Source organism: Xanthomonas citri pv. mangiferaeindicae, assembly GCA_002240395.1.
GTDB lineage: Bacteria > Pseudomonadota > Gammaproteobacteria > Xanthomonadales > Xanthomonadaceae > Luteimonas > Luteimonas citri_A.
Genome location: CP016836.1, coordinates 224,458 through 248,148, shown reverse-complemented (window position 1 = coordinate 248,148; position 23,691 = coordinate 224,458). Strand labels below are relative to the sequence as shown.

The following is a 23,691-nucleotide window of genomic DNA, read 5'->3' as shown; positions in this document are numbered from 1 at the left end:
TCCTGCGCCACGTCCCGCACCGATCCGCACCATCGGCGGACCTCTGCGGCCACAATGCGTTTCCCCTGAATTTTCCGTCCAACACGACACAGCGAGCCCATGACCACAATCGCCAAGATCCACGCCCGTGAAATCCTCGATTCGCGCGGCAACCCGACCCTGGAAGCGGAAGTCACCCTGGCCGATGGCAGCTTCGGCCGCGCGATGGTGCCCTCGGGCGCGTCAACCGGCGCCCGCGAGGCCGTGGAGCTGCGCGATGGCGACCGCACCCGCTACCTGGGCAAGGGCGTGACCAAGGCGGTGGCCAACGTCAATGGCGCGATCGCCGAGGCGCTGGCCGGCTTCGACGCGACCGACCAGGCCGGGCTGGACAAGCGGCTGATCGACCTCGACGGCACCGAGAACAAGGGCCGGCTGGGCGCGAACGCGCTGCTGGGCGTGTCGCTGGCGAACGCCCACGCGCTCGCCGCCTCGAAAAAGGTGCCGCTATGGAAGCACCTGGCCGGCGACCGCGCACCGGTGCTGCCGGTGCCGATGATGAACATCATCAACGGCGGCGCGCATGCCGACAACAATGTCGACTTCCAGGAGTTCATGGTCCTGCCGGTCGGCTTTTCGAGCTTCTCCGAGTCGCTGCGCGCCGGTACCGAGATCTTCCACGCGCTCAAGTCAGTGCTCAAAGGGCACGGCCTGAGCACGGCAGTGGGCGACGAGGGGGGCTTCGCGCCGGACTTCCGCAGCAACGTCGAGGCGCTCGACACCATCCTCGAGGCGATCGGCAAGGCCGGCTACGCCGCGGGCGAGGACGTGCTGCTGGGTCTGGACGTGGCCTCGAGCGAGTTCCACGACAACGGCAAGTACCACTTGGTGGGTGAGGGCAAGCGCCTGAGCGGCGAGCAGTTCGTCGACTTCCTCGCCGACTGGGCCGCGCAGTACCCGATCGTCACGATCGAGGACGGCATGGCCGAGGACGATTGGGCGGGCTGGAAGCTGCTGACCGAGCGCATCGGTCAGAAGGTGCAACTGGTCGGCGACGATCTGTTCGTGACCAACCCGCGCATCTTCAAGGAAGGCATCGACTCGCAGACCGCGAACGCGATCCTGATCAAGGTCAACCAGATCGGCACGCTGAGCGAAACCCTCGAGGCGATCGCGATGGCCGACGCGGCCGGCTACGCGGCGATCGTCTCGCATCGCTCCGGCGAGACCGAGGACACGACGATCGCCGATATCGCGGTCGCGACCACCGCCACGCAGATCAAGACCGGCTCGCTGTGCCGCAGCGACCGCGTCGCCAAGTACAACCAGTTGCTGCGGATCGAGGAGGCGCTGGGCGGACAGGCCCGTTACGCCGGCCGCGACGCGTTCGTCTCGCTCAAGCGCTGAACCCGGGCCACCGCCATGCGTGCGATCCTCGTCGTCCTGCTGATGCTGACCGTCCTGCTGGGCTGGTTGCAGTACCGGCTGTGGTACGGCGTCGGCGGGACGACGCAGGTCGAGGAGTTGCGTGCGCGGGTCGAGGCGCAGGCCCGGCAGAACGAGGGCCTGCAGCAGCGCAACGATGCGCTGGCCGCCGAGGTCGCCGACCTGAAGTCCGGTGAAGCCGCGATCGAGGAACGCGCGCGCGGCGAGCTGGGCATGATCAAGCCCGGTGAGACCTTCTACCGGGTGGTCGACGATGCGCGGGTGGCGCCGTTGCCGGCCGAGCACACGGCGGCCCCGGACGCGCAGGAAGGAGAGGCCCGGTGATCGCCGAGCCCGCGCGCGGTGGACTGTGGGCCATCGTACCTGCCGCAGGCCGTGGCACGCGCTTCGGCGGCGACGTGCCCAAGCAGTACCTGGAAGTCGGAGGTCGCAGCGTGCTGGCGCATACGCTGGCGTGCCTGGCCAGCCACCCGGGCGTGGCCGGCATCGTGCTGGTGCTGGCCGCCAGCGACGCCGTGGACCTCGATCTGCTGAGGTCGGAGCTTGGCGACACGCCGCTGCTGCGGGCCGACGGCGGCGACAGCCGCGCCGATTCGGTGCTCGCCGGACTGCATGCGCTGCCCGACACCGTGCGCGCGGACGACTTCGTGCTCGTCCACGACGCTGCGCGACCCAATCTCGCTGCCGCCGACCTCGACACCTTGCTCGAGCGCGGGCGCACCGATCCGGTCGGCGCCATTCTTGCCGCGCCGGTGCGCGACACGCTCAAGCGGGCCGGTGACGATGGCGGTATCGATGGCACCGAGCCGCGCGAACGGCTGTGGCGCGCGTTGACCCCGCAGTTGTTCCGCCGCCTGCAACTGGGGCGTGCGCTCGAAGCCGCGCATGCCGCCGGTATCGTCGTCACCGACGAGGCGATGGCGATGGAGCGTCAGGGCGCCCGCCCGCTGTTGGTCGAGGGCCGCGACGACAACTTCAAGATCACCACCCCGGCCGATCTGGCCCGCTTCGCTTTCGAGCTCTCGCAGCGCAGTTGAGGCCGCGCCCGCGCGGCGCTGCGCGCGCTCTGCGCTTGTCTTGTCGGCGAACCATGGCAAGCTGCGGCCCCCTTCTGCGCAGGTGCCCACCATGTCCGACACGCCCCGTTTCCGCATCGGCCAGGGCTTCGACGTCCACGCGTTCGGCGACGGCGACCACGTGATGATCGGCGGCGTGCGGGTGCCGCACGTACGCGGCGTGCTCGCGCACAGCGACGGCGACGTCGCGCTGCACGCCCTGTGCGATGCGATGCTCGGCGCGCTTGCGCTGGGCGACATCGGCGTGCATTTCCCGCCCAGCGACGACCGCTGGAAGGGTGCCGACAGCCGCGCGCTGCTGCGGCATTGCAACGCGCTGCTGGGCGAACGCGGCTGGCGGGTCGGCAATGCGGATGTCACCGTGATCTGCGAGCGGCCGAAGGTCGGCCCGCACGCACAGGCGATGCGCGAGGCGATCGCCGCCGACCTCGGAATCGCGCTGGACTGCGTCAGCGTCAAGGCCACGACCAGCGAAACACTCGGCTTCACCGGACGCGGCGAGGGCATCGCCGCGCAGGCCGCCTGCCTGCTCGTCGCCGCGTGAGCGCGCCCGCGCTGCCGCGTGCCCATGGCGAGGCGGCATTGTCGGCGACGATCCGTCAGGACGCCGAGGATTTCCGGGTCTACGAGATCGATGCCTTCGCGCCCTCGGGGAGCGGCGAGCACCTGCTGCTGACGATCGAGAAGCGCGGCATGAACACCGCCTTCGTCGCGCGGCTGCTCGCGCAGTGGGCCGGCGTCGACGAGCGTGCGGTCGGCTTCGCCGGGCTCAAGGACCGCCACGCGTTGACTATCCAGCGCTTCACCGTGCAATTGCCCGGCCGCGAGGATCCCGATATCGCGGTACTGGAGGCGATGGGCGAGGGGGCCGGCCAGGGGCTGCGGGTGCTCGCGACGTCGCGGCATGCGCGCAAGCTGCCGCGTGGCGCGCTGGCCGGCAATCGCTTCGCGCTGACCCTGCGCGATGTGGCCGGCGACCGCGCGGCGATCGAGGCCCGGCTGCGCACGATCGCCGCCGACGGCGTGCCCAACTATTTCGGCGAGCAGCGCTTCGGCCATGGCGGAGGCAATGTCGACAAGGCACTGGCCTTCTTCGCCGCGCCGCGTCGCCGGCTGGGCCGCGAGCAGCGTGCGCTGTTGCTGTCCTCGGCGCGCTCGGCGCTGTTCAACCAGGTGCTGGCCGCGCGCGTGACCGCCGGTACCTGGGCGACCGGCTGCGAGGGCGAAGTGTGGATGCTCGACGGCAGCCGCAGCGTGTTCGGCCCTGAGCCGGGGAGCGAGACGCTGGCCGCGCGGGTCGCTGCGCACGATATCCATCCCACCGGGCCCCTGTGGGGCCGGGGCGAGATACGGGCGGTCGGGGCCGCCCGTGAAGTCGAGCTGGCGGCGCTGGCCGATGCGCGCGCGCTGGCGTTGCGCGAGGGGCTCGAGCGCGCCGGCCTGGCCCAGGAGCGCCGCGCGACCCGCCTGCTGCCCGGCGCGCTGGCCTGGACCTGGCAGGGTGAGGCCGGACTGCAGGTCGCGTTTGCACTGCCACCGGGTTGCTATGCCACCGCCGTGCTTGCGGAATTGGGCTTGATCGCCAACGCCGCCGTGCCGCGGCCTTCCTCGCCCGAGGCGACCGGCTGAGACGCCGGTAGGGACTTGCTCGGACGTTGGTTAGTAGTAATACTACTCATCATGGACCTGTCGCCGACCCAGCACGCGATCCTCGACATGATCGCCGACCGTATCGAGAACGAGGGCATGCCGCCTTCGCAGACCGAGATCGCCCGCGCCTTCGGATTCAGCGGCGTCCGCGCCGCGCAGTACCACCTCGATGCACTCGAGGCCGCCGGTGCCATCGAGCGCCTGCCCGGCCGCGCACGCGGCATCCGCCTGCGCGTCGCCCCACAGCAGGCGGCGGCGCTCGCGGAGGTCGTGTCTGGCGACGCGTTGCGGTTGCCGGTGCTCGGGCAGGTCGCGGCCGGCACGCCGATCGGCGCCCATGCTCCCGACGACCTGCCCACCCCGGACGACTACATCGTCCTGGACCGTGTGCTGTTCTCGCCGTCGCCCGACTACCTGCTCAAGGTCAAGGGTGATTCGATGCGCGACGAAGGCATCTTCGAGGGCGACCTGATCGGCGTGCACCGCACGCGTGACGCGCAATCGGGCCAGATTGTCGTCGCCCGGCTCGACGATGCGATCACCGTCAAGCTGCTGAAGATTGGCAAGGACCGGATCCGCCTGCTGCCGCGCAATCCCGACTACGCGCCGATCGAGGTACTGCCCGACCAGGATTTCGCGATCGAGGGCCTGTACTGCGGCCTCGTCAGGCCGAACCGGTGACGGTCGCCCGATGAGCCGGACGCCGTCCAGTGGCCGACGGGGCGTTCCCCGAGGCGCAAGCGCGGACTCCCCCGCTGATCTGCGCGCCGATGGCGGCGCAGGATCGAGATCACCGCATCGCGTCGCAGCCTGTGCGATCCAGGCCTGCGACGATGCCTCCAACTTCCCGGAACACGAATGACAAGGACCACCACGATGGACGAGAACAAGAAGCGCGCGCTCGCGGCCGCCCTGGGCCAGATCGAGAAGCAGTTCGGCAAGGGCTCGGTGATGCGCATGGGCGACGGCACCGCCGAGGCGGCCGAGGTCATCGGCACCGGCTCGCTGCAGCTCGACCTCGCGCTCGGCATCGGCGGCCTGCCCAAGGGCCGGGTGGTCGAGATCTACGGCCCCGAGTCGTCGGGCAAGACCACGCTGACGCTGCAGACGATCGCCCAGTGCCAGAAGGCCGGCGGCACCGCGGCGTTCATCGACGCCGAGCACGCGCTCGACCCCAGTTACGCCACCAAGCTCGGCGTCAATCTCGACGATCTGTTGGTGTCGCAGCCTGATACCGGCGAGCAGGCGCTGGAGATCGCCGACATGCTGGTGCGCTCCAACGCTGTCGACATGGTGGTCGTCGACTCGGTCGCCGCGCTCACGCCCAAGGCCGAGATCGAAGGCGAGATGGGCGATCAGCTGCCCGGCCTGCAGGCGCGCCTGATGAGCCAGGCGCTGCGCAAGCTCACCGGCAACATCAAGCGCAGCAACTGCATGGTGATCTTCATCAACCAGTTGCGCATGAAGATCGGCATCATGATGCCGGGCCAGAGCCCGGAAACCACCACCGGCGGCAACGCGCTGAAGTTCTACGCCTCGGTCCGCCTGGACATCCGCCGCATCGGCGCGATCAAGAAGGGCGACGAGATCATCGGCAACCAGACGCGCATCAAGGTCGTCAAGAACAAGATGGCGCCGCCGTTCAAGCAGATCGTCACCGAGATCCTCTACGGCGAGGGCATCAGCCGCGAGGGCGAGCTGATCGACATGGGCGTGGAAGCCAAGCTGGTCGACAAGGCCGGTGCCTGGTACAGCTGCGGCGACGAGCGCATCGGCCAGGGCAAGGAGAACGCGCGCCAGTACCTGAAGGACAACCCGGAAGTCGCCGCCCGGCTCGAGGCCGCGCTGCGCGAGCGGCTGATGCCGGCGGTTGTGGTGGCAGGCGATGGCGAAGACGCTGCCGACGACTGAGGCGGGGCCTGCCGAGGCCCGGTTCGCGTCCGGCATCGGGGACCATGATGGTCCCGTGCCGGACGTTGGGCGCGGCAGTGCGTTGGCGGCCGACGAGGGCGATGCGGCCGAGGTCGTACCCCCGCGTCGGCGTGGTCGACAGATGACGCCTGCGCAACGGGCGCTGTCGTTGCTGGTGCGGCGCGAGCATTCGCAGTTGGAGCTGCGGCGCAAACTGGTGGCCAAGGGCGTCGAGACCGAGGATGCGGACGCCGCGGTCGAGCGGATGACCCGCGAGGGCTGGCAGGACGATGCCCGGTTCGCGGCCAGTCTGGCCCGTTCGCGCGCGGGCAATGGCTACGGACCGCTGCGCATCGAGGCCGAACTGGCGATGCATCAGCTCGATTCGGCGCAGGTCGCGGCCGCATTCGATGCGCTGGACGAGGACGGCGAGGGCGACTGGGAGGCTCGGGCCTGCGACCTGCTGGCCCGGCGCTACGACGGGGCCGCGCTCGAGGCCGATCCGGCGCTCCGGCGCAAGGCCGTGGATTTCCTGCTCCGTCGCGGGTTCGGCGGTGAGCTCGCCTACGCGGCGGTCCGGCGCCTGCGCGAGCGCTGAATCCCCGGCGGTGCCAAGGGCGCCTGGGTGGACGGCTGGGCCAATGCGGGCGATCGGCCTGCTAATCTTGCCGTTCTTGGGCGCGAGTTCCGGACCGGCCCCGCCAACGGCGGTGATTCCCGGCCTGGGGCATGCCCGTCCCGTCACGCCAGGCACATGACCACGCACAGTTCCACGACCGCGCAGATCCGCAGCGATTTCATCGAGTTCTTCCGCAGCAAGGGCCACACCATCGTGCCGTCGGCGCCCCTGGTGCCGGGCAACGATCCCACGCTGCTGTTCACCAACTCCGGCATGGTGCAGTTCAAGGACGTGTTCCTGGGGGCGGAGAAGCGCAGCTATGTGCGTGCGGCGGACGTGCAGCGCTGCCTGCGCGCGGGCGGCAAGCACAACGATCTCGATGCGGTGGGCTATACCGCGCGTCACCACACGTTCTTCGAGATGCTCGGTAACTGGTCGTTTGGCGACTACTTCAAGAAGGATGCGATCGCCTGGGCCTGGGAGCTGCTGACCCAGGTCTGGAAGCTGCCGGCCGAACGCCTGCTGGTCACCGTCTATCACACTGACGACGAGGCCTACGCGCTGTGGCGCGACATGGTCGGCGTGCCGGAGGACCGCATCGTCCGCATCGGCGACAACAAGGGCGCGCCGTTCGCGTCGGACAACTTCTGGCAGATGGCCGACACCGGCCCCTGCGGTCCGTGTACCGAGATCTTCTACGACCATGGCGACCATATCGCCGGTGGCCCGCCGGGCTCGCCGGACGAGGACGGCGATCGCTTCATCGAGATCTGGAACCTGGTCTTCATGCAGTTCGATCGCCAGGCCGACGGCACGCTGGCGCCGCTGCCTGCGCCGTGTGTCGACACCGGCATGGGCCTGGAGCGCCTGGCGGCGATCCTGCAGGGCGTGCACAGCAACTACGAGATCGATCTGTTTCAGGCGCTGATCCGCAAGGCCGCCGAACTCACCGGCACCGCAGACCTGGAGAACAAGTCGCTGCGCGTGATCGCCGACCACATCCGCGCCTGCAGCTTCCTGATCGTCGACGGTGTGCTGCCGTCCAATGAGGGGCGTGGCTACGTGCTGCGCCGGATCATCCGCCGCGCGTTGCGCCACGGCTGGATGCTCGGCGTGCGTCAGCCGTTCTTCCACGCGATGGTGGACACGCTCGACGTGGCCATGGGCGAGGCGTATCCGGAGTTGCGCGACAAGCGCACGCTGGTCGAACGCGCATTGCGCGCCGAAGAGGAGCGCTTTGCCGAAACGCTCGATGCCGGCATGCGCATCTTCGACGAGGTCGCCGCCCGCAGCCAGGGCGCGATTCCCGGCGAGGACGCGTTCCGGCTCTACGACACCTATGGCTTCCCGCTCGACCTGACCGCCGACATCGCGCGTGAGCGCGGGCTGAAGGTCGACATGGCCGGCTTCGACGCCGCGATGCAGCGCCAGCGCGAGACCGCGCGCGCAGCAGGACGCTTCGCGTCGGGCACGGCGCTGCCGGCCGAACTGGTTGCGCAGCTCTCGCCGACCGCGTTCGTCGGCTATGACGCGACGCAGGCGGACGGCTTGGAGGTCGTTGCGCTGCTCAAGGATGGCCGCCCGGTCGATGCGATCGAGGCCGGTGACGAGGCGGTGGTGATCCTGGACCGCACGCCGTTCTATGGCGAGTCGGGCGGGCAGGTCGGCGACACCGGTGTGCTCGAGGCCGAGGGGGCGCGCTTCGAGGTCGGCGACACGCAGAAGCTTGCCGGTCAGTTCCATGGCCACCTGGGCCGGCTTGCCGGCGGCGCGCTGCGGCGCGGCGACCGTGTGCATGGCGTGGTGGATGCCGAGCGCCGCGGCACGATCGTGCTCAATCACAGTGCGACGCACCTGCTGCATGGCGCGTTGCGCGACCTGCTCGGCACGCACGTCGCGCAGAAGGGCTCGTTGGTCGCGCCCGAGCGGCTGCGCTTCGATTTCTCGCATTTCCAGCCGGTTGCGGCCGATGAACTCGCCGAGATCGAGCGCCGGGTCAACGTCGAGGTCCGGGCGAACCATCCGGTCTCGATCGAACAGATGGACATGCAGGCCGCGCTCGACGCCGGCGCAATGGCGCTGTTCGGCGAAAAGTACGGCGAGCGCGTCCGCGTGGTCACGATGGGCGAGTCGGTCGAGCTGTGCGGCGGGACTCACGTCGACCGGACGGGCCGCATCGGGCTGTTCAAGCTGGTGTCCGAAGGCGGTGTGTCGGCTGGTGTGCGCCGGATCGAGGCGCTGACCGGCCAGGCGGCACTCGACCATGTGCGCGCCGAGGAGGACCGCCTGCGGCAGGCCGCGGGACTGCTGGGCGGCACCGGTGCGGAGGTCGGCGAGCGGCTGCGTGCGCTGCTCGACCGGCAGAAGCAACTCGAGCGCGAGCTCGATGCGCTCAAGGCCAAGGCGGCCAGCGGTGCGACGGCTGACCTCGGTGCAGGTGCGGTTGATGTTGGTGGTATCAAAGTGGTGGCCGCACGCGTCGAGGGACTCGATGCGAAGGCGCTGCGCGATGCCGTCGATCGGCTCAAGCAGCAGTTGGGCGATGCGGTCATCGTGCTCGCCGGCGCCAGCGATGGGCGGGCGGCGCTGGTCGCGGGTGTGGCGGGCAGTGCGAGCGGTCGCGTCAAGGCCGGCGAACTGTTGTCGGAGATCGCAGGACGGATCGGCGGCAAGGGTGGTGGACGCCCGGATCTGGCGCAGGGCGGCGGCGAGGATGGCCCCGCATTGCGGTCGGCACTGGCCGATGTCGAGGCCTGGGTCGGGGCGCGAATCGGATAAGCGCACGCTAAACACGTTTCGGACCCGGTTGACCAGCCGCGTTCGAGACGACATCCTTCACGGTTCAATTGGTCTGTAATCGGTTCCCAAGGTCGAGAACGGTCCGAATTGCAGGCCACGCCGGTGGGGCGTTCCACGCCGGCCTCAGGAGATTTCTATGTTGATTCTGACCCGTCGCGTCGGTGAGACGTTGATGATTGGGGACTCGGTCTCGGTGACGGTACTGGGCGTGAAGGGCAATCAGGTGCGCATCGGCATCACTGCCCCCAAGGATGTCGCCGTCCACCGCGAGGAGATCTATCAGCGGATCCATCGTGGCGAAGGTGTCGATGCACAGGCCGATGTGGGCGAGGATTTGCCGCAAGCGCGGTGAGTCGGTATCCTTCGCACCGCGTCGAGCAATTGATCGCATGACGTGATGCTTCGGAGAGTTGCCCGAGAGGCCGAAGGGGCTCCCCTGCTAAGGGAGTATGGGGTCAAAAGCTCCATCGAGGGTTCGAATCCCTCACTCTCCGCCATTGCCTGGATGTTCGACGTCGGCAAAACCGACGGAAGAAAAAAATCTTCGCAAAGGCATTGACGGAATTTCGCTTTACCTGCAAAATTCCGCTCCTGTTCAAGGCGCCCGTAGCTCAGTTGGATAGAGCACCAGGCTACGAACTTGGGGGTCGGAGGTTCGAATCCTTCCGGGCGCGCCAGAACAAACAGAGAAGCCGACGAGAGATCGTCGGCTTTTTTGTTGCCTGTTGTTTCGCTCGTCGCAAAGTACTTCGCCTCCGGCGCGCGACGACGGCATGGTCGATAGGCCTGCGCGATGACACGCGACGGGCAGGACGTCCCGCGTGCGACGTCGCTGCAATTGCGGGTCTACGCATTGCATTGTTCCTCACGGGGACGCCGGCGCACATCGTGGTGCCCGGCGATGCGCGCGGCCACGTCTGCACGGTCGCGCGATGTCGCGCGCGTGCGTCTGTGCACTTGCCGGCGCACCTGACGTGCCGGTGCGCCGGCTGCGGCGCCTAGCCGCGGTCGAGGTCGAAGGCGATCGGGACGACGCCGATCGCCTCGATCGGACGACCGTCGCGCATGGCCGGCTGGAACGTCCAGTGCCGTTGCACCTGACGCAGTGCGGCCTGGTCGAGGTCGCGGTACCCGCTGCTGCGGTGCACGCGCACCGAAAGCGGACGCCCATCGGTGCCGACGTGCACTTCGAGCTGCACCACGCCGGTATGGCCGGCGCGCAACGAGGCGCGCGGATAAGTCGGCGGCGGCGCGGCCGCGTACTGCAGTTGCATGCCGCTCACGGGCGCCGTCAGTGTAGGGGGCGCCACCGCGACCTCGTCGCCGGGCGCCTGCGCCGTGACCGGGCCGGGCGTGGGGATGGCGACGGCCGCGTTGTCGATCGTGGGCGCGACCGTGACCGGTGCGGGCGGGGTGACGGCCGGTGGCAGCGGTCGCGGTGCAACGATCTCGCGGATCTCGGGCGGGCGCGGCGGCGTCGGTGGTGGCGGCGTCAGCCAACGGAACTCGAGCTGCGGCGGGGCGTCGGGCAGGGAGAGCCGGTCGCCGCCGCCGGCGGGCACCAGCAGCACCGACAACACCACGGCATTGAAGGCGAGAGTGCCGGCGATGCCGACGATCCGGACCGGGTCCGGGCGGCGGTCCGGGTTCGCGAAGCCCCGCATGTGGGGAGCGGTCTGCTGTAGCACCATGCGCCACCTCCTAACGTGCCGACCGGACGGCCGACGGAAGCGTGGCGACCCGGGCCCCGGCCGTGCCGGGCATGGTCGCCGTGTCTGTCTGCAGACTGGGCACCGATCCTGCGGGCAGGCAAGCGGACGGCGACGGGTGGTCGTTGCCGGCGGACAGGCGGTCCGATCGCGCGGCGCGCGACCGGACCTCCCGATGGGTCAGTCGCCGGGCATGCCCTCAGGCTCGCGGTCGAGACCGCCTTCGTCCGGATTGCGCTTGCGCTTGGGGTCGGACTGCCGCGCGTCCTCGTGGTCGCGCGGGTGATTTTCCGAGTAGCCCGGCGTCTGGCCGGGCTTGGGCGGGGCGGCAGGCGGCGTGTCCTTTCGGCTCATATCAGCGTCCCAGTTCGAACACGACATTGAGATTGGCGCTGAGCGAGCTCTCGCCCGGCGCGATCGGGGTGGAGGCGTCCTGCGCCACCATGCGCATCGCCATCGCTGGGCGAGGCGGGGCGAAGCCGCCGCCCTCGCTGATGCTCACGATCCGTCGCACCCGCATGCCGAGCGAATTGGCGTAGAGCTCGGCGCGCTGCTGCGCCAGCTTCAGCGCTGCGGCGCGGGCTTCGTCCTCCACCGCTTCGGCATTGTCGATCTCGAACGTCGGGCCGTTGATCTGGTTGGCGCCGTTGGCGACCAGGGCATCGAGCACCGAACCAAGCCTGCGCAGGTCGCGGACCTTCAGATTGACCGTATTGCTGGCCTGGTAACCGGTGATCGTCGGCGGCTGGTTCTCGGCGTAGTGATACTGCGGGCTGAGGTTGATGCCCGAGGTCTGCACGTCGCGCTCGGCGATGCCGGCGGCCTTGATCGCGGCGGTGAGCCGGGTCATCTGCTCGGCATTGGCGCGCATGGCGCCATTGGCGTCGGCGGCCTGCGTGACCACGCCGGTCGACAGTGTCGCGATATCGGGCACGCGGCTGGCCTCGGCCCTGGCCGAGATCGAGAGCATCGTGCCGTCGGCAGGGGCGGTGGCCGGAGGGTCCTGGGCGGTGGCGGTCATCGAAACGGTCCCAAGGGCAAGGCTGCAGGCAAGCAGCAAGGGGCGGAGCGGATTGGGGCGCATGGTGGTCTCCAAGGACGACGGAACAAGGGTCGTCACGGGGCAGTGAACGGGTCGTGAGCCTGAACGGGGTTAATGGGTGCCGCGTCGACGGCTGCGTGGCCGCTGCACGGTATCCTTGCCGGATGCTGTATCTCGCCTCGCAATCCCCGCGCCGTCGCGCCCTGCTGGCCCATTTCGGACTCCCGTTCGGGGTCGTCGATGTCGATGTCGTTGAGTGCCGCGATCCGGCCGAAGCGGCGGGCGACTACGTGCGCCGTGTCGCACGCGACAAGGCCGACGCCGGGCTGCGCACCTTGGCGACCGAGCCCGGTGCGGTCGTGCTCGGTGCCGATACCGAGGTCGTCCTTGACGGCGAGGTCTTCGGCAAGCCACGCGATGATGCCGAGGCTGCATCGATGCTGCGCAAGCTTTCGGGGCGAACCCACGAGGTGATCTCGTCGGTGGCGCTGGTCGGCGCCGATCGCCAGGCGCAGGCGACGGTGGTCACCGAGGTGACGTTCGCGCCGCTCGACGAGACGACCATTGCGGCCTATGTCGCCAGTGGCGAGCCGCGCGGCAAGGCCGGCGGCTACGCGATCCAGGGCGGTGCGGCGCTGTTTGTTACGCACCTGGCCGGCAGCTACTCGGGTGTGGTCGGCCTGCCGCTGCAGCAGACCGGCGTGCTGCTGCGCGATTTCGGGCTGGCCCCGCGGCCGTTCGTCGCTGAAGCACAGGAGGCCTGATCTCGCATGTCCGAAGAGATCCTGATCAACGTCACGCCGCGCGAGACACGCGTGGCCGTGGTCGAGAACGGCATGCTGCAGGAGCTGCACATCGAGCGCGGCTGGCGGCGCGGGGTGGTCGGCAACATCTACAAGGGCCGGGTGCAGCGGGTGATGCCCGGCATGCAGGCGGCGTTCGTCGACATCGGCCTGGAGCGCGCGGCTTTCCTGCACGCCAACGACGTGATGCGCGCACCGCAGGCCAACGGCGATGGCGACGGCGAGAGCCTGTTCCCGCCGTCCGGGCCGACGCTGCCGGTCAACGAACTGCTGCGCGACGGGCAGGAGATCGTCGTCCAGGTGGTCAAGGACCCGATCGGCAGCAAGGGCGCGCGGCTGACGACCCAGATCAGCATCCCCTCGCGCTACCTCGTGCTGCTGCCGCAGTCGCGCGCGGTCGGCGTGTCGGCGCGGATCGAGGACGAGGCCGAGCGAGTGCGGCTCAAGACGCTGGTGTCCGAGCTGGCCGCCGCCACTGGCGGCCACGGTTATATCGTGCGCACCAATGCCGAGGGCCAGAGCGCCGAAGCGCTGGCCGAGGACATCGCCTACCTGCAGCGGGCCTGGGCGCTGATCGAGCGCACGGTCGGCGAGGCGAGGGTGGGCAGCCGGGTCTACGAGGACCTGACCCTGCCGATGCGCGCAGTGCGCGACCTGATGCGCCGCGATGTCGACAAGGTCAAGGTCGACTCGCGCGACACCTACGAAAAGCTGTGCGTATTCGCCGCGCAGTACCTGCCGGCGCCCGGGCCGGCCGAGCAGGCGCGGCTGGTGGACCGGATCGAGTGCTACACCGGGTCGCGGCCGATCTTCGACCTGTACGGGGTCGAGGACGAGATCCAGCGGGCGCTCAACAAGGAGGTCGCGCTCAAGTCCGGCGGCACGCTGGTGATCGACCAGACCGAGGCGATGACCACCGTCGACGTCAACACCGGCTCGTTCCTGGGCCAGCGCAACCTCGAGGAGACGGTGTTCCGCACCAACCTGGAGGCCGCGCAGGCGGTCGCCCGGCAACTGCGGCTGCGCAATCTGGGCGGCATCATCATCATCGATTTCATCGACATGGCCGACCCCGAGCACCGCCGCCAGGTGCTGCGCACGCTCGAAAAATCGCTTGCGCGCGACCATGCCAAGACCACGGTCTACGACTTCTCGCCACTGGGCCTGGTCGAGATGACCCGCAAGCGCACGGTCGAGAGCCTGCAGCGCCAGCTCGGCGAGTCGTGCGGCGCCTGCGGCGGCCGCGGCATCGTGAAGACCGTCGAGACGGTGACCTACGAGATCTTCCGCGAGATCGTGCGCGCAGTGCGCCAGTTCGATGCCGACCGGTTGTTGGTCATCGCCTCGCCCAAGGTGGTCACCGCGATCACCGATGAAGAATCGGCCGCGGTGGTCGAGCTCGAGGAGTTCCTCGGCAAGTCGATCCGGTTCCAGTCCGACGACCAGTACCTGCAGGAGCAGTTCGACGTTGTGCTGCTCTAGGGCACGACGATGACCGCGGCGTGGGCGAAGCGCCTGCGTCGCGCGCATCTGGGCGCGTGGTACGTCGCGGCCTTGTCGGTGGTGCTGGTCGCGGTCGGCGCGGTGGCGCTGGCGCAGTTGGCGTTGCCGTGGGTCGAACGCAATCCGCGCAGCGTCGAGCGCTGGCTCAGTGAACGCGCCGGCCGGCCGGTCGCTTTCGAGACCCTGCGCACCCAGTGGAGCCGGCGCGGGCCGCTGCTGCGGGTGACCGGGCTGCGCATCGGCGAGCCAGGGACCGCGGTGCCGATCGACAGTGCCGAGATCCAGGTCGCGCCGTATTCGGGCCTGCTGCCGGGCCGCTCGCTGACTGAACTGCGGATCCAGGGGCTGGCATTGACCCTCGAACGCGACGACGACGGCGGCTGGCATGTCCGCGGCCTGCCGGGCAGTGCGACGCCCAACGACGATCCGCTGGCCGCGCTCGAAGGCCTGGGCGAGCTGCAGGTGATCGGCGCGCGGCTCACGATCGATGCGCCCTCGCTGTCGCTGCGACACACGCTGCCACGGGTCGATCTGCGGATGCAGGTCGACCGGCGCCGGGTGCGCGCCGCGGCCAAGGCCTGGGTCGAGGTCGACGGGGCGCCGCTGGATCTGCGGGTCGATCTGCTGCGCGACGACCTCACCGGCCGCGCCTACGTCGCGATGCCGCGCAACGACCTCCAGGTCTGGTCGCCGTTGCTGGCGCCCAGTGGCGCGGCGATCGGCGAGGGTCATGGCCGGGTCGCGGCCTGGCTGGAGTTGCGCGAGCGCCGGGTGGTCGCGGCCACGGCCGACATCGCGCTCGACACATTGTCGCTGCGGCGCGCCGTGCCGAGCGGGCAGGGGGGCGATGCCCAGGGCGCAGTGGCATTCGACGGCGTGCGCGCACAACTGCGCTGGGAGCACGAGGGCGCGGACTGGCGGCTCGACGCGCCGACGCTGCGCATGGTCCAGCACGGCCGCGAGCAGACGCTCGACGGGCTGGTGCTGGCCGGCGGCTCGCGCTACGCAATGCGCGCCGCACGCGTCGAGGTTGCGCCGCTGCTGGCGCTGGCCGCGCTCGGCGACGGCCTGTCGCCGTCGCTGCGCGACTGGCTGCAGGCCGCCGCGCCGCAGGCGGTCCTGGCCGATGTCGAGGTCGCCGCGTTGCCCGGCGGACCGGCCCGTGTGGCCGCGCGCATCGAGAACCTGGGATTTGCGCCAGTCGGAACCACGCCGGGCCTGCACGGGCTGACCGGCACCTTGGCCGGCGATGCCGATGGCCTGGTCTTCCGTCCCGATCCGCAGGCCCGGCCGGTGTTCGACTGGCCCAAGGGCTTCGGTGTGCCGCATCCGCTGCGGCTCGAGGGCGATATCGCCGCCTGGCGCGAGGACGGCGACTGGCGTGTCGAGACACCGGCGCTGCGGATCGAAGGCGAGGGCTATGCTGCGGACGTGCGCGGTGGCCTTGCCTTCCACGGCAATGGCACGCGCCCGCGTATCGATCTGGCGGCCGTCGTCGACCCGGCGCAGGTGCCGGTCGCCAAGAAATTCTGGGTGCGCCACGAAATGCCGGCGGCCGCGATGGACTGGCTGAACATGGCGCTGGTCGCCGGCACCGTCCGCGACGGGCGCGCGATCGTCTCCGGCGAGCTGGGCGACTGGCCCTTCGGCAGCGCCGACGGACACGATCGGCGGGGTGTGTTCGACGCACGGGCACGAATCGAGGACGCGACGATCCGCTTCCAGGACGACTGGCCGGCGCTGGAGCGCATGAGCGGGCGAGTGCGCTTCCTCAACGATGGGTTCTCGGTCGAAGACGCGCACGGCGAACTGGCCGGGGCGCCGGTGAAGACGATCGAAGCGGGCATGCGGCACTACGCGCACAGCCCGGTCGAGGTCCGTGCGACCACCCAAGCCGATGCCGGCGCGTTATTGACGTTGATGCGGCAAAGCCCGTTCCACGTCGAGCATGCCGAGACGCTCGACAACCTCGAGGTCGCTGGCCCGGCGCGCGTTGCGCTGACGCTGGCGGTGCCGCACGGCGCGCCGGTGCGGCTCGACGGCAGCGTGGCGCTGGACGGCGTGTCGGCGCGCGAAGGCCGTTTTGCGCTCGACTTCAGCGATGTGCGCGGCAGCGCACGCTTCGACCAGAACGGGTTTTCCGGCGAACGGCTGGCCGCCCGGACCGAGGGGCGCGTCGGCACGCTGGCGTTGCGCGCGGGCGAGGGCCATGTGCGCGACCGCGCCCAGGCGTTCGAGGCCGAACTCGACACCACACTCGCGGCCAGCGACTTGCTCGCACGCGCGCCCGATCTGGGCTGGTTGCGCCCGCATGTCGACGGCGCGGCGCCGTGGCAGGTGCAGGTCTCGGTGGCGCGTGCGCCTGCGCCGGGCCAGGCACCGGCGCGCCTGCTGCTGCGCTCGGATCTGGTCGGCACCGCGTTACGGCTGCCGGCGCCGCTGGCCAAGCCGGCCGGCGAAGCGTTGCGCACGACGATCGAAGCGCCGTTGCCGTTCGATGCCGGCGATATCGCGGTCGGATTCGGCGATCGGCTCGCGGTGCGCGCGCGTGCGCGCGATGCCGGGACCGGCGTGCGCCTGGCGTTCGGCAGCGCGCGCGTTGCCGAGGCGCCGCCAGTGTCGGGGATCGCGATCGGCGGACGCACTCCGGTCATTGAACTCGCCGACTGGATTGGCCTGGCGGCCGGCGGCGGCGACGGTGTGGATGCGCCGCGCCTGGTCGGCATCGATCTGACGGCACTGGATCTGCGTCTGCCCGGCGCCGGCTTCGGCCAGACCCGGATCACCGCAGTGCGTCAGGGCGCCGGCACCAGCCTGCGCTTCGATGGTGCGGCGCTGGCGGGGGGCGTGCGTGTGCCCGACGCCGACGGTGCGCCGGTGGTCGCAACGCTACAGCGCCTGCATTGGCCGATGCAGGCGCAGGCGCCGGCCGAGGAACCGCGGGCAGCGCAGCCGCCGGCGCCCTCCGGCGATGCCGACACGATCGATCCGGCGACGCTGCGGCCGATCCGGCTGGCGATCGAGGACCTGCGCGTCGGCCCGCTGCAGCTCGGCACCGCAGACGGCAGCCTGGTGCGTGTGCCCGGTGGCGTCGCGCTCGATCATCTGCGGGTGCAGTCGCCGCAGCACCGGATCGAGCTGCGCGGCCGCTGGACCGGACGCGGCACCGCTGCGCGGACAACGCTCGAGGCCGACCTGGAGAGCGACGATTTCGGCCGGCTGGCGTCCGGCCTGGGATTTGCCGGCAGTATCGTCGGCGGCCAGGGACGAGTGGACTTCGATGCCGCCTGGCCCGGTGCGCCCAATGCGTTCGCGGTCGCATCGTTGGAAGGCGCACTGCAGATGACGGTCAAGGACGGCCAACTGGTCGAGGTCGAGCCCGGGGCCGGACGTGTGCTGGGCCTGCTGAGCGTGGCCGAACTGCCACGCCGGCTGATGCTCGATTTCCGCGATTTCTTCAATCGCGGCTTCGGCTTCAGCCGGATCGCCGGCGAGATCCGCTTCGGCCAGGGCCTGGCCCGCAGCGACGGCGTGACGATCGACGGCCCCGCGGCGGAGATCCGCATCCGCGGCACCGCCGACCTGCAGGCGCGCACCCACGACCAGGACATCGAAGTGCTGCCCAAGACCGGCAACCTGCTGCCCGCTGTCGGCGCGCTGACCGCCGGTCCAGTGGGCGCGGCGGTGGGCGCGGTTGCCAATGCGGTGCTGCGGCGACCGCTGGCCGAGATGGGCGCGCGCAACTATCACGTCAGCGGCCCGTGGCAGGACCCCAAGGTCGAAGTGGTCGAGCGCCGTGACGTGCCGCCGCCCGAGGCGGCGCCGTCGCCGCCCACCGGCCCCTAGCCGGCGTCCGCGCCCCTCCAGGACGCGGCAGTGGGTTGCCATTCGTCCACCAGGCCCCACACTGCAGGGATGACCGATCTCTCCCCCGCGACCGGCGACGCGCTGGCGCTCGCGCAGTCCCGTCTGCTGTTGCCCGCCGGCCTCGACAGCGCCCATCTCGACCGTACCTTCTCCGCCTTGCTCGGCCCGGGCATCGACTTCGGCGACCTGTATTTCCAGCATGCGCGCCGCGAGAGCTGGTCGGTCGAGGACGGCATCGTCAAGAGCGGCTCGCATGCGATCGAGCAGGGCGTGGGTGTGCGCGCGATCAGCGGCGAGAAGACCGGCCTGGCGTACTCGGACGATATCGACGCGGTGGCGCTGCTCAGCGCCGCGCGTTCGGCGCGTGCGATCGCCCGCGACGGCCGCGCGCATGCCCCGCAGGCGCTGGTGCGTGCGCGTGCGCACGATCTTTATCCGTCCGGCGACCCGATCGACGCACTGGGCAGTGCGGAGAAGGTCGAGGCGTTGCGCCGGATCGACCGCTTCCTGCGTGCCGCTGATCCGCGCGTACAACAGGTGAGCGTCAGCCTGACGGGCGGCGTGGACACCATCCTGGTCGCGCGCAGCGACGGCGTGCTCGCCGGCGACGTGCGGCCGCTGGTCCGGCTCAACATCCAGGTGCTGGTCGAGCAGGATGGGCGCCGAGAGTCCGGCTATGCCGGCTACGGCGGGCGCTACAGCTATGCCGAGCTGCTCGGCGACGGACGCCCGGAGCACTTCGCGCGCGAAGCGCTGCGCCAGGCGCTGGTGAACCTCGAGGCGGTCGACGCCCCGGCCGGGGTGATGCCAGTCGTGCTCGGTGCCGGTTGGCCGGGCGTTTTGCTGCACGAGGCTGTCGGCCATGGCCTGGAAGGCGACTTCAACCGCAAGGGCACCAGCACCTACGCAGGTCGCGTCGGGCAGCGGGTGGCCGCGCCCGGGGTGACGATCGTCGACGACGGCACGCTGGCCGGTCGGCGTGGTTCGTTGAATGTCGACGACGAAGGCACGCCGACCCAGTGCACCACGCTGATCGAGGACGGCGTGCTGACCGGTTACATGCACGACACCCTCAACGCGCGCCTGAGTGGTATCGCCTCGACCGGCAACGGCCGCCGCGAGTCGTTCGCGCACCGGGTGATGCCGCGCATGACCAACACCTACATGCTGGCCGGCCGCGACGACCCGCAGGACATGATCCGGTCGGTGAAAAAGGGGCTGTACGCAGTCAACTTCGGCGGCGGCCAGGTCGACATCACCAGTGGCAAGTACGTGTTCTCGGCGACCGAGGCCTATCTGATCGAGGACGGCCGCATCACCGCGCCGGTCAAGGGCGCCACGCTGATCGGCAATGGCCCCGAGACGATGCAGCGCGTGCGCATGGTCGGCCACGACATGGCGCTCGACGACGGCGTGGGCATCTGCGGCAAGGACGGCCAGAGCGTCCCGGTCGGGGTCGGCCAGCCATCACTGCTGATCGACGGGCTCACCGTGGGTGGTACCCAAGCTTGAGCGTCGTGATGGATGGGGCGGGATGGCGGATGCCAACGCGCAGGTTCGGGCGCGCGCGGCCGGGCCGCGCAGTCGAATCGCCGGTCAGCGAGGGCGCTTCACGGCTGTTCGGTCTTCTGCGCCACCGTGTCGCGCAGCAGCCGGAACAGTTCCCGGAACGCCGCCGGCGGCTTGTTCTTGGCCCGCTCGGCCAGCGCGTTGCGCACCAGTTGGCGCAGGCGCTGGCGGTCGGCCTGCGGGTAGGCCTCCAGAAGTTCGGCCAGAGCGGCGTCGCCCTCGTCGAGCAGGCGCGTGCGCCAGCTCTCGGCGCGGTGCAGCATCGCGGTCTCGATGCGCGAGGCCTCGCCGCCGGCGTCGAGCGCGTCGCGGATCGCCTCCAGCGTCTCGTCTTCCTCCCGGCGCATCTGCTTGGCCAGAAACGCCATCTGCCGCTTGCGCGCGATGTGCGAGGTGATCCGGCGCGTTTCGGCGATGTGCGGCAGCAGCGTGTCGGGTACCGGCAGTTTCGCCAACCGCCCCTCGGGCAGCGCCACCAGCGCCTCGGCCAGCGACAACACTTCCAGCGCCTCGCGGCGCTGCTGCTTGCGGCTCGGGCCCAGGTACTCGCCGCTGTCTTCGTCTATGCCTCTCATCGCAACAGGATAAGCCATTGACCATGTCCCCATCGCAGATCGCCGACCGCGTGGCGGGCGACGACTCCCTCGCCCGGCTCGACGCACTGACCGAGCTGTCGCAGCGCCTGCTCGAGCGCTGCCGGGCCCAGGGCGCGACTCAGGCCGAAGTCGCCTGCTCGGAAGATGCCGGCCTCAACGTCGACGTGCGCATGGGCGAGGTCGAGACGGTCGAGTCCACCCAGGATCGCGGTATCGCGGTGACGGTCTACTTCGGCCGCCGCAAGGGCAGCGCGAGCACCGCGGATCTGCGCGAGGAGAGCCTGGCGGCGACCGTCGACCAGGCCTGCGCGATCGCCCGCTTCACCGAGGACGACCCCGCCGCGGGCCTGGCCGACGCCGCGCTGATGGCGCGGCCGGGTGCCGATGGCCGCTTCCCCGAGTTCGACGCCTGGCATCCCTGGACGCTCGACGCCGATCGCGCGGTCGACCTGGCGCTGGCCTGCGAAACCGCGGGGCGCGACACCGACGCACGGATCGGCAACTCCGACGGCGCCTCGGTCTCGACTGCGCGTGCGCTGCACGTCTACGCCAACAGCCACGGGTTCGTCGGCGCCGAGCGCAGCAGCCACCACAGCATCGGCTGCGCGCTGATCGCAGGCAGCGGCGAGCAGATGCAGCGCGACGGCTGGTACAGCGTGGCGCTGGCGGCCGACGACCTGGAGCCGGCAGCGGCGATCGGCCGCCGCGCCGCGCAGCGCACGCTCGCGCGTCTCGATCCGCGGCCGGTGCCGACCGGCAGCTACCCGGTGCTGTTCCAGGCCGAGGTCGCCCGGTCGCTGGTCGGGCACCTGCTCGGCGCGGTCTCGGGCGGTGCGCTGTACCGGCGTGCCAGCTTCCTGCTCGACAGCGCCGGCACCCAACTGTTTCCCGACTGGTTCTCGATCCACGAGCGGCCGTTCCTGGCGCGTGGGTTCCAGTCCGCTGCGTTCGATGCCGAAGGCGTGGCGACCCGCGAGTCGCCGCTGGTCGAGGCCGGCGTGCTGCAGCGCTACATCCTCGGCAGCTACTCCGCGCGCCGGCTCGGTCTGCAGACCACCGCCAACGCCGGTGGCGTGCACAATCTGGAGATCGCCGCCAATGCCGGCGACCTCGATGCGATGGTGCGCGGCATGGGACGCGGGCTGCTGGTGACCGAACTGATGGGGCAGGGCGTCAATGCGGTGACGGGCGACTATTCGCGCGGCGCGGCCGGGTTCTGGATCGAGGGCGGCGAGATCCGGCACGCGGTCGACGGGATCACCATCGCCGGCAATCTGAAACAGATGTTCGCCAGCATCGAAGCGGTGGGCACCGATGTCGACCCGCGTTCGCATGTCCGTACCGGCTCGATGCTGATCGGCAGGATGACGGTTGCCGGCACGGATTGACGTATGCTCGCACCGCCAGCTGCGGCGGCGATCGTCGCCCGGCCCAGCGCATCTTCTTCCACCTTGCCTATGGGGACTTTGCAATGAACGATTTCGACCCGGCACCGGCCGTGGCCGCCACCCAGGACGACCGCACGTTCGCGATGCTCACGCATCTGTCGTGCATCATCTTCGGCTTCATCGTGCCGCTGATCATGTGGCTGGTGCACAAGGACCGGCCCGAAAAGGCCTTCGTCACCGACCAGGCCAAGGAAGCGTTGAACTTCCAGATCACGCTGACCATCGGCTACGTCATCGGCATGGTGCTGACGATCATCCTGATCGGCGGCCTGATCAACCTGGTGCTGTGGATCCTGTGTGTGGTGTTCAGCATCATCGCCGCGCTCAAGGCCAAGGACGGCGTGGCCTATCGCTACCCCTTCGCGCTGCGTCTGATCAGCTGATCGGCACGCACCGCAGCCTCCCGAACCCCGGCCCTTGTGCCGGGGTTTTTCGTTCTTCGCCAGCGTGAGGGAATGCGCGCCCTTCCAAAACCGGGGTTTTTGCTTGGCGCGATCTTCCAATCTCAGGACGATCCCCGTCGTCGTATCGCCCCTGCCATCCGTTGGGTGCCATCGGTTGGGTGCCATCCGTTGGCTTGCGCCGTCGACGCGCGGCGCCATGATGGGCCTGTCCCTCGACGCTTCTGGAGACCCCCATGTACGCTTCGACGCTCCCCCAGGCCCCGCCTGCCATCGCCAGTCGGCAATGGGCCGCCGGCACGCACATCGGCGCGCTGGTGCTCGCCTTGTTGACGAGTTGGATGTCCGGCGTGGCCGGCATCGTCGTCGCCGGCACCGTCTATCTGGTCAAGCGCGACGACGATGCCTTCGTCGCCGACCATGCGCTGGAAGCGCTGAACTTCAACCTGAGTATGTTCCTCTACGCCTGCGTCCTCGGCGTGACCGGCCTCGTGCTGCTGGGCATGACGGTGCTGACGCTGGGCATCGGGGCGATCGTGGCGTTGCCGCTCGGGCTGCTGCTGGTGCTGGGCGCAGTCGCCCTCGCGGTGCTCTGGCTGGTCTGCGGCATCGTGGCGGCGGTCAAGGCCTGGAACGGCGAGACCTATCGCTATCCGCTGACGCTGCGCCTGATCGGCTGATCGCCGCGCAGCCCGCTCGGTGCCGCGTGCGGCATCGGGCGGGCTCGCGTGCATCAGCCCGTGGCGTCTCCGCTCGTTTCGATCAGGTCCAGCACCATGTCGTAGCGGTCAAGGTCGGGGCCATAGCCGTCGGGCGTGACGCGCTCGACCCGGAAGCCGAACCGCGCGTAGAAGGCGCATGTGTGCTGGCTGGTGTCCAGCACGATGCGTTCGATGCCCGGCGTGCGCCGACACCATGCGATGCGCGCCTCGAGCAGGCGTCGTCCCAGCCCCTGGCGGTGATGGTCGCGCGCGACCATGCCCCAACACAGGCTTGCGTGCCGCCCGTCATCGTTCTGGGCATGGCCGCCGCAGGCGAGCAGGCGGCCATCGCGCTCGACGACCAAGAAATGCCAGGCCGTGGCATGTCGCGACAGGAAGCGCGCGAAATCGTCGCGCTCGGCGCGGTCGAAGAACGTCGGGCAGTTGCCGTCGAACAAGGCCAGGCAGGCATCGAAGTCGGACGGGGCGTAGGGGCGAAGCGTGATCATGCGCGGCCAGCGCTCGTCTGCAGGGACATGCCGGCCAGTGGGCCGCGGGTGTGGGTTGCGCGG

Annotated in this window: 21 protein-coding genes and 2 tRNA genes; 19 read left to right on the top strand and 4 right to left on the bottom strand. The window is 70.0% G+C overall.

Going from position 1 to position 23,691, the window contains the following annotated elements; all coding sequences use genetic code 11:
- Positions 1-99 precede the first annotated feature (99 nt).
- From BEN78_01150 to BEN78_01095, 12 genes are all read left to right on the top strand, one after another.
- Positions 100-1,386, top strand: a complete 1,287-nt coding sequence (locus tag BEN78_01150; GenBank protein ID ASR42223.1) for a phosphopyruvate hydratase — start codon at positions 100-102, stop codon at positions 1,384-1,386.
- 15 nt (positions 1,387-1,401) lie between these two features.
- Positions 1,402-1,749 (top strand): cell division protein FtsB, encoded by a 348-nt coding sequence (locus BEN78_01145; GenBank protein ID ASR42222.1) that lies wholly within the window; start codon positions 1,402-1,404, stop codon positions 1,747-1,749.
- Entirely contained in the window at positions 1,749-2,462 is a 714-nt protein-coding gene (locus BEN78_01140; GenBank protein ASR44815.1) for a 2-C-methyl-D-erythritol 4-phosphate cytidylyltransferase, read from the top strand. The genes BEN78_01145 and BEN78_01140 overlap by 1 nt, the downstream gene beginning before the upstream one ends.
- A 91-nt stretch (positions 2,463-2,553) precedes the next feature.
- Positions 2,554-3,045 carry a 2-C-methyl-D-erythritol 2,4-cyclodiphosphate synthase gene (locus BEN78_01135; protein ID ASR42221.1) on the top strand — a complete coding sequence of 164 codons (492 nt, stop codon included), beginning with the start codon at positions 2,554-2,556 and terminating at the stop codon, positions 3,043-3,045.
- Entirely contained in the window at positions 3,042-4,130 is a 1,089-nt protein-coding gene (locus tag BEN78_01130) for a tRNA pseudouridine(13) synthase TruD (protein ASR42220.1), read from the top strand. Before BEN78_01135 ends, BEN78_01130 begins: the two co-directional genes overlap by 4 nt.
- A gap of 51 nt (positions 4,131-4,181) precedes the next feature.
- Positions 4,182-4,832 (top strand): repressor LexA, encoded by a 651-nt coding sequence (locus tag BEN78_01125; protein ASR42219.1) that lies wholly within the window; start codon positions 4,182-4,184, stop codon positions 4,830-4,832.
- Between the two features lie 195 nt (positions 4,833-5,027).
- Positions 5,028-6,062: a recombinase RecA gene (locus BEN78_01120; GenBank protein ID ASR42218.1), complete on the top strand. Its 1,035-nt coding sequence runs from the start codon at positions 5,028-5,030 to the stop codon at positions 6,060-6,062.
- Positions 6,063-6,204: 142 nt separating this feature from the next.
- Positions 6,205-6,660, top strand: coding sequence for a hypothetical protein (locus BEN78_01115; protein ID ASR44814.1), 456 nt, complete (start codon positions 6,205-6,207; stop codon positions 6,658-6,660).
- Positions 6,661-6,816: 156 nt separating this feature from the next.
- Complete coding sequence (locus BEN78_01110; protein ID ASR42217.1) at positions 6,817-9,459, top strand: alanine--tRNA ligase; 2,643 nt, start codon at positions 6,817-6,819, stop codon at positions 9,457-9,459.
- 157 nt (positions 9,460-9,616) lie between these two features.
- Complete coding sequence (locus BEN78_01105) at positions 9,617-9,832, top strand: carbon storage regulator (GenBank protein ID ASR42216.1); 216 nt, start codon at positions 9,617-9,619, stop codon at positions 9,830-9,832.
- 52 nt (positions 9,833-9,884) lie between these two features.
- Positions 9,885-9,977 (top strand) — tRNA-Ser (locus BEN78_01100).
- A gap of 103 nt (positions 9,978-10,080) precedes the next feature.
- Positions 10,081-10,157: transfer RNA gene (locus tag BEN78_01095), tRNA-Arg, on the top strand.
- A gap of 321 nt (positions 10,158-10,478) precedes the next feature.
- On the opposite strand, the gene BEN78_01090 is transcribed toward BEN78_01095, so the two are convergent.
- On the bottom strand, positions 10,479-11,144 hold the full coding sequence (locus tag BEN78_01090; protein ID ASR42215.1) for a hypothetical protein: 666 nt from the start codon (positions 11,142-11,144) through the stop codon (positions 10,479-10,481).
- 400 nt (positions 11,145-11,544) lie between these two features.
- Positions 11,545-12,273, bottom strand: coding sequence for a hypothetical protein (locus BEN78_01085; GenBank protein ASR42214.1), 729 nt, complete (start codon positions 12,271-12,273; stop codon positions 11,545-11,547).
- A 122-nt stretch (positions 12,274-12,395) separates the two neighbouring features.
- On the opposite strand from BEN78_01085, the gene BEN78_01080 reads away from it, so the two are divergent.
- The 4 genes from BEN78_01080 to tldD all read left to right on the top strand — a co-directional run bounded on the left by BEN78_01080 (position 12,396) and on the right by tldD (position 19,916).
- The gene (locus BEN78_01080; GenBank protein ID ASR42213.1) at positions 12,396-12,995 is read left to right on the top strand and encodes a septum formation protein Maf; all 600 of its coding nucleotides are present in this window, start codon (positions 12,396-12,398) and stop codon (positions 12,993-12,995) included.
- A gap of 6 nt (positions 12,996-13,001) precedes the next feature.
- Complete coding sequence (locus tag BEN78_01075; protein ID ASR42212.1) at positions 13,002-14,516, top strand: ribonuclease G; 1,515 nt, start codon at positions 13,002-13,004, stop codon at positions 14,514-14,516.
- Between the two features lie 9 nt (positions 14,517-14,525).
- Positions 14,526-18,383, top strand: coding sequence for a TIGR02099 family protein (locus tag BEN78_01070; protein ASR42211.1), 3,858 nt, complete (start codon positions 14,526-14,528; stop codon positions 18,381-18,383).
- Between the two features lie 69 nt (positions 18,384-18,452).
- Positions 18,453-19,916: a metalloprotease TldD gene (gene tldD, locus BEN78_01065; GenBank protein ID ASR42210.1), complete on the top strand. Its 1,464-nt coding sequence runs from the start codon at positions 18,453-18,455 to the stop codon at positions 19,914-19,916.
- A 98-nt stretch (positions 19,917-20,014) separates the two neighbouring features.
- Here tldD and BEN78_01060 read toward each other — a convergent pair whose 3' ends face one another.
- On the bottom strand, positions 20,015-20,548 hold the full coding sequence (locus tag BEN78_01060; protein ASR42209.1) for a hypothetical protein: 534 nt from the start codon (positions 20,546-20,548) through the stop codon (positions 20,015-20,017).
- A 23-nt stretch (positions 20,549-20,571) separates the two neighbouring features.
- Here BEN78_01060 and pmbA point away from each other — a divergent pair, with 23 nt between their 5' ends.
- The 3 genes from pmbA to BEN78_01045 all read left to right on the top strand — a co-directional run bounded on the left by pmbA (position 20,572) and on the right by BEN78_01045 (position 23,098).
- Positions 20,572-21,957 (top strand): metalloprotease PmbA, encoded by a 1,386-nt coding sequence (gene pmbA, locus BEN78_01055; protein ID ASR42208.1) that lies wholly within the window; start codon positions 20,572-20,574, stop codon positions 21,955-21,957.
- An 83-nt stretch (positions 21,958-22,040) separates the two neighbouring features.
- The gene (locus tag BEN78_01050) at positions 22,041-22,400 is read left to right on the top strand and encodes a hypothetical protein (GenBank protein ID ASR42207.1); all 360 of its coding nucleotides are present in this window, start codon (positions 22,041-22,043) and stop codon (positions 22,398-22,400) included.
- A 254-nt stretch (positions 22,401-22,654) separates the two neighbouring features.
- Positions 22,655-23,098, top strand: a complete 444-nt coding sequence (locus BEN78_01045) for a hypothetical protein (protein ASR42206.1) — start codon at positions 22,655-22,657, stop codon at positions 23,096-23,098.
- A gap of 53 nt (positions 23,099-23,151) precedes the next feature.
- On the opposite strand, the gene BEN78_01040 is transcribed toward BEN78_01045, so the two are convergent.
- Positions 23,152-23,628 carry a GNAT family N-acetyltransferase gene (locus BEN78_01040; GenBank protein ID ASR42205.1) on the bottom strand — a complete coding sequence of 159 codons (477 nt, stop codon included), beginning with the start codon at positions 23,626-23,628 and terminating at the stop codon, positions 23,152-23,154.
- Between the last annotated feature and the right edge of the window lie 63 nt (positions 23,629-23,691).

Excerpts from the sequence above, each read along its gene's own strand:
- BEN78_01085 (ASR42214.1), bottom strand. The coding sequence starts at position 12,273 with ATGCGCCCCAATCCGCTCCGCCCCTTGCTGCTTGCCTGCAGCCTTGCC.
- BEN78_01110 (ASR42217.1), top strand. The coding sequence starts at position 6,817 with ATGACCACGCACAGTTCCACGACCGCGCAGATCCGCAGCGATTTCATC.
- BEN78_01090 (ASR42215.1), bottom strand. The coding sequence starts at position 11,144 with ATGCGGGGCTTCGCGAACCCGGACCGCCGCCCGGACCCGGTCCGGATC.
- BEN78_01060 (ASR42209.1), bottom strand. The coding sequence starts at position 20,548 with ATGAGAGGCATAGACGAAGACAGCGGCGAGTACCTGGGCCCGAGCCGC.
- BEN78_01125 (ASR42219.1), top strand. The coding sequence starts at position 4,182 with ATGGACCTGTCGCCGACCCAGCACGCGATCCTCGACATGATCGCCGAC.
- BEN78_01115 (ASR44814.1), top strand. The coding sequence starts at position 6,205 with ATGACGCCTGCGCAACGGGCGCTGTCGTTGCTGGTGCGGCGCGAGCAT.
- BEN78_01135 (ASR42221.1), top strand. The coding sequence starts at position 2,554 with ATGTCCGACACGCCCCGTTTCCGCATCGGCCAGGGCTTCGACGTCCAC.
- pmbA (ASR42208.1), top strand. The coding sequence starts at position 20,572 with ATGTCCCCATCGCAGATCGCCGACCGCGTGGCGGGCGACGACTCCCTC.
- BEN78_01120 (ASR42218.1), top strand. The coding sequence starts at position 5,028 with ATGGACGAGAACAAGAAGCGCGCGCTCGCGGCCGCCCTGGGCCAGATC.
- tldD (ASR42210.1), top strand. The coding sequence starts at position 18,453 with ATGACCGATCTCTCCCCCGCGACCGGCGACGCGCTGGCGCTCGCGCAG.
- BEN78_01080 (ASR42213.1), top strand. The coding sequence starts at position 12,396 with ATGCTGTATCTCGCCTCGCAATCCCCGCGCCGTCGCGCCCTGCTGGCC.
- BEN78_01105 (ASR42216.1), top strand. The coding sequence starts at position 9,617 with ATGTTGATTCTGACCCGTCGCGTCGGTGAGACGTTGATGATTGGGGAC.
- BEN78_01040 (ASR42205.1), bottom strand. The coding sequence starts at position 23,628 with ATGATCACGCTTCGCCCCTACGCCCCGTCCGACTTCGATGCCTGCCTG.
- BEN78_01050 (ASR42207.1), top strand. The coding sequence starts at position 22,041 with ATGAACGATTTCGACCCGGCACCGGCCGTGGCCGCCACCCAGGACGAC.
- BEN78_01145 (ASR42222.1), top strand. The coding sequence starts at position 1,402 with ATGCGTGCGATCCTCGTCGTCCTGCTGATGCTGACCGTCCTGCTGGGC.
- BEN78_01045 (ASR42206.1), top strand. The coding sequence starts at position 22,655 with ATGTACGCTTCGACGCTCCCCCAGGCCCCGCCTGCCATCGCCAGTCGG.
- BEN78_01075 (ASR42212.1), top strand. The coding sequence starts at position 13,002 with ATGTCCGAAGAGATCCTGATCAACGTCACGCCGCGCGAGACACGCGTG.
- BEN78_01150 (ASR42223.1), top strand. The coding sequence starts at position 100 with ATGACCACAATCGCCAAGATCCACGCCCGTGAAATCCTCGATTCGCGC.
- BEN78_01070 (ASR42211.1), top strand. The coding sequence starts at position 14,526 with ATGACCGCGGCGTGGGCGAAGCGCCTGCGTCGCGCGCATCTGGGCGCG.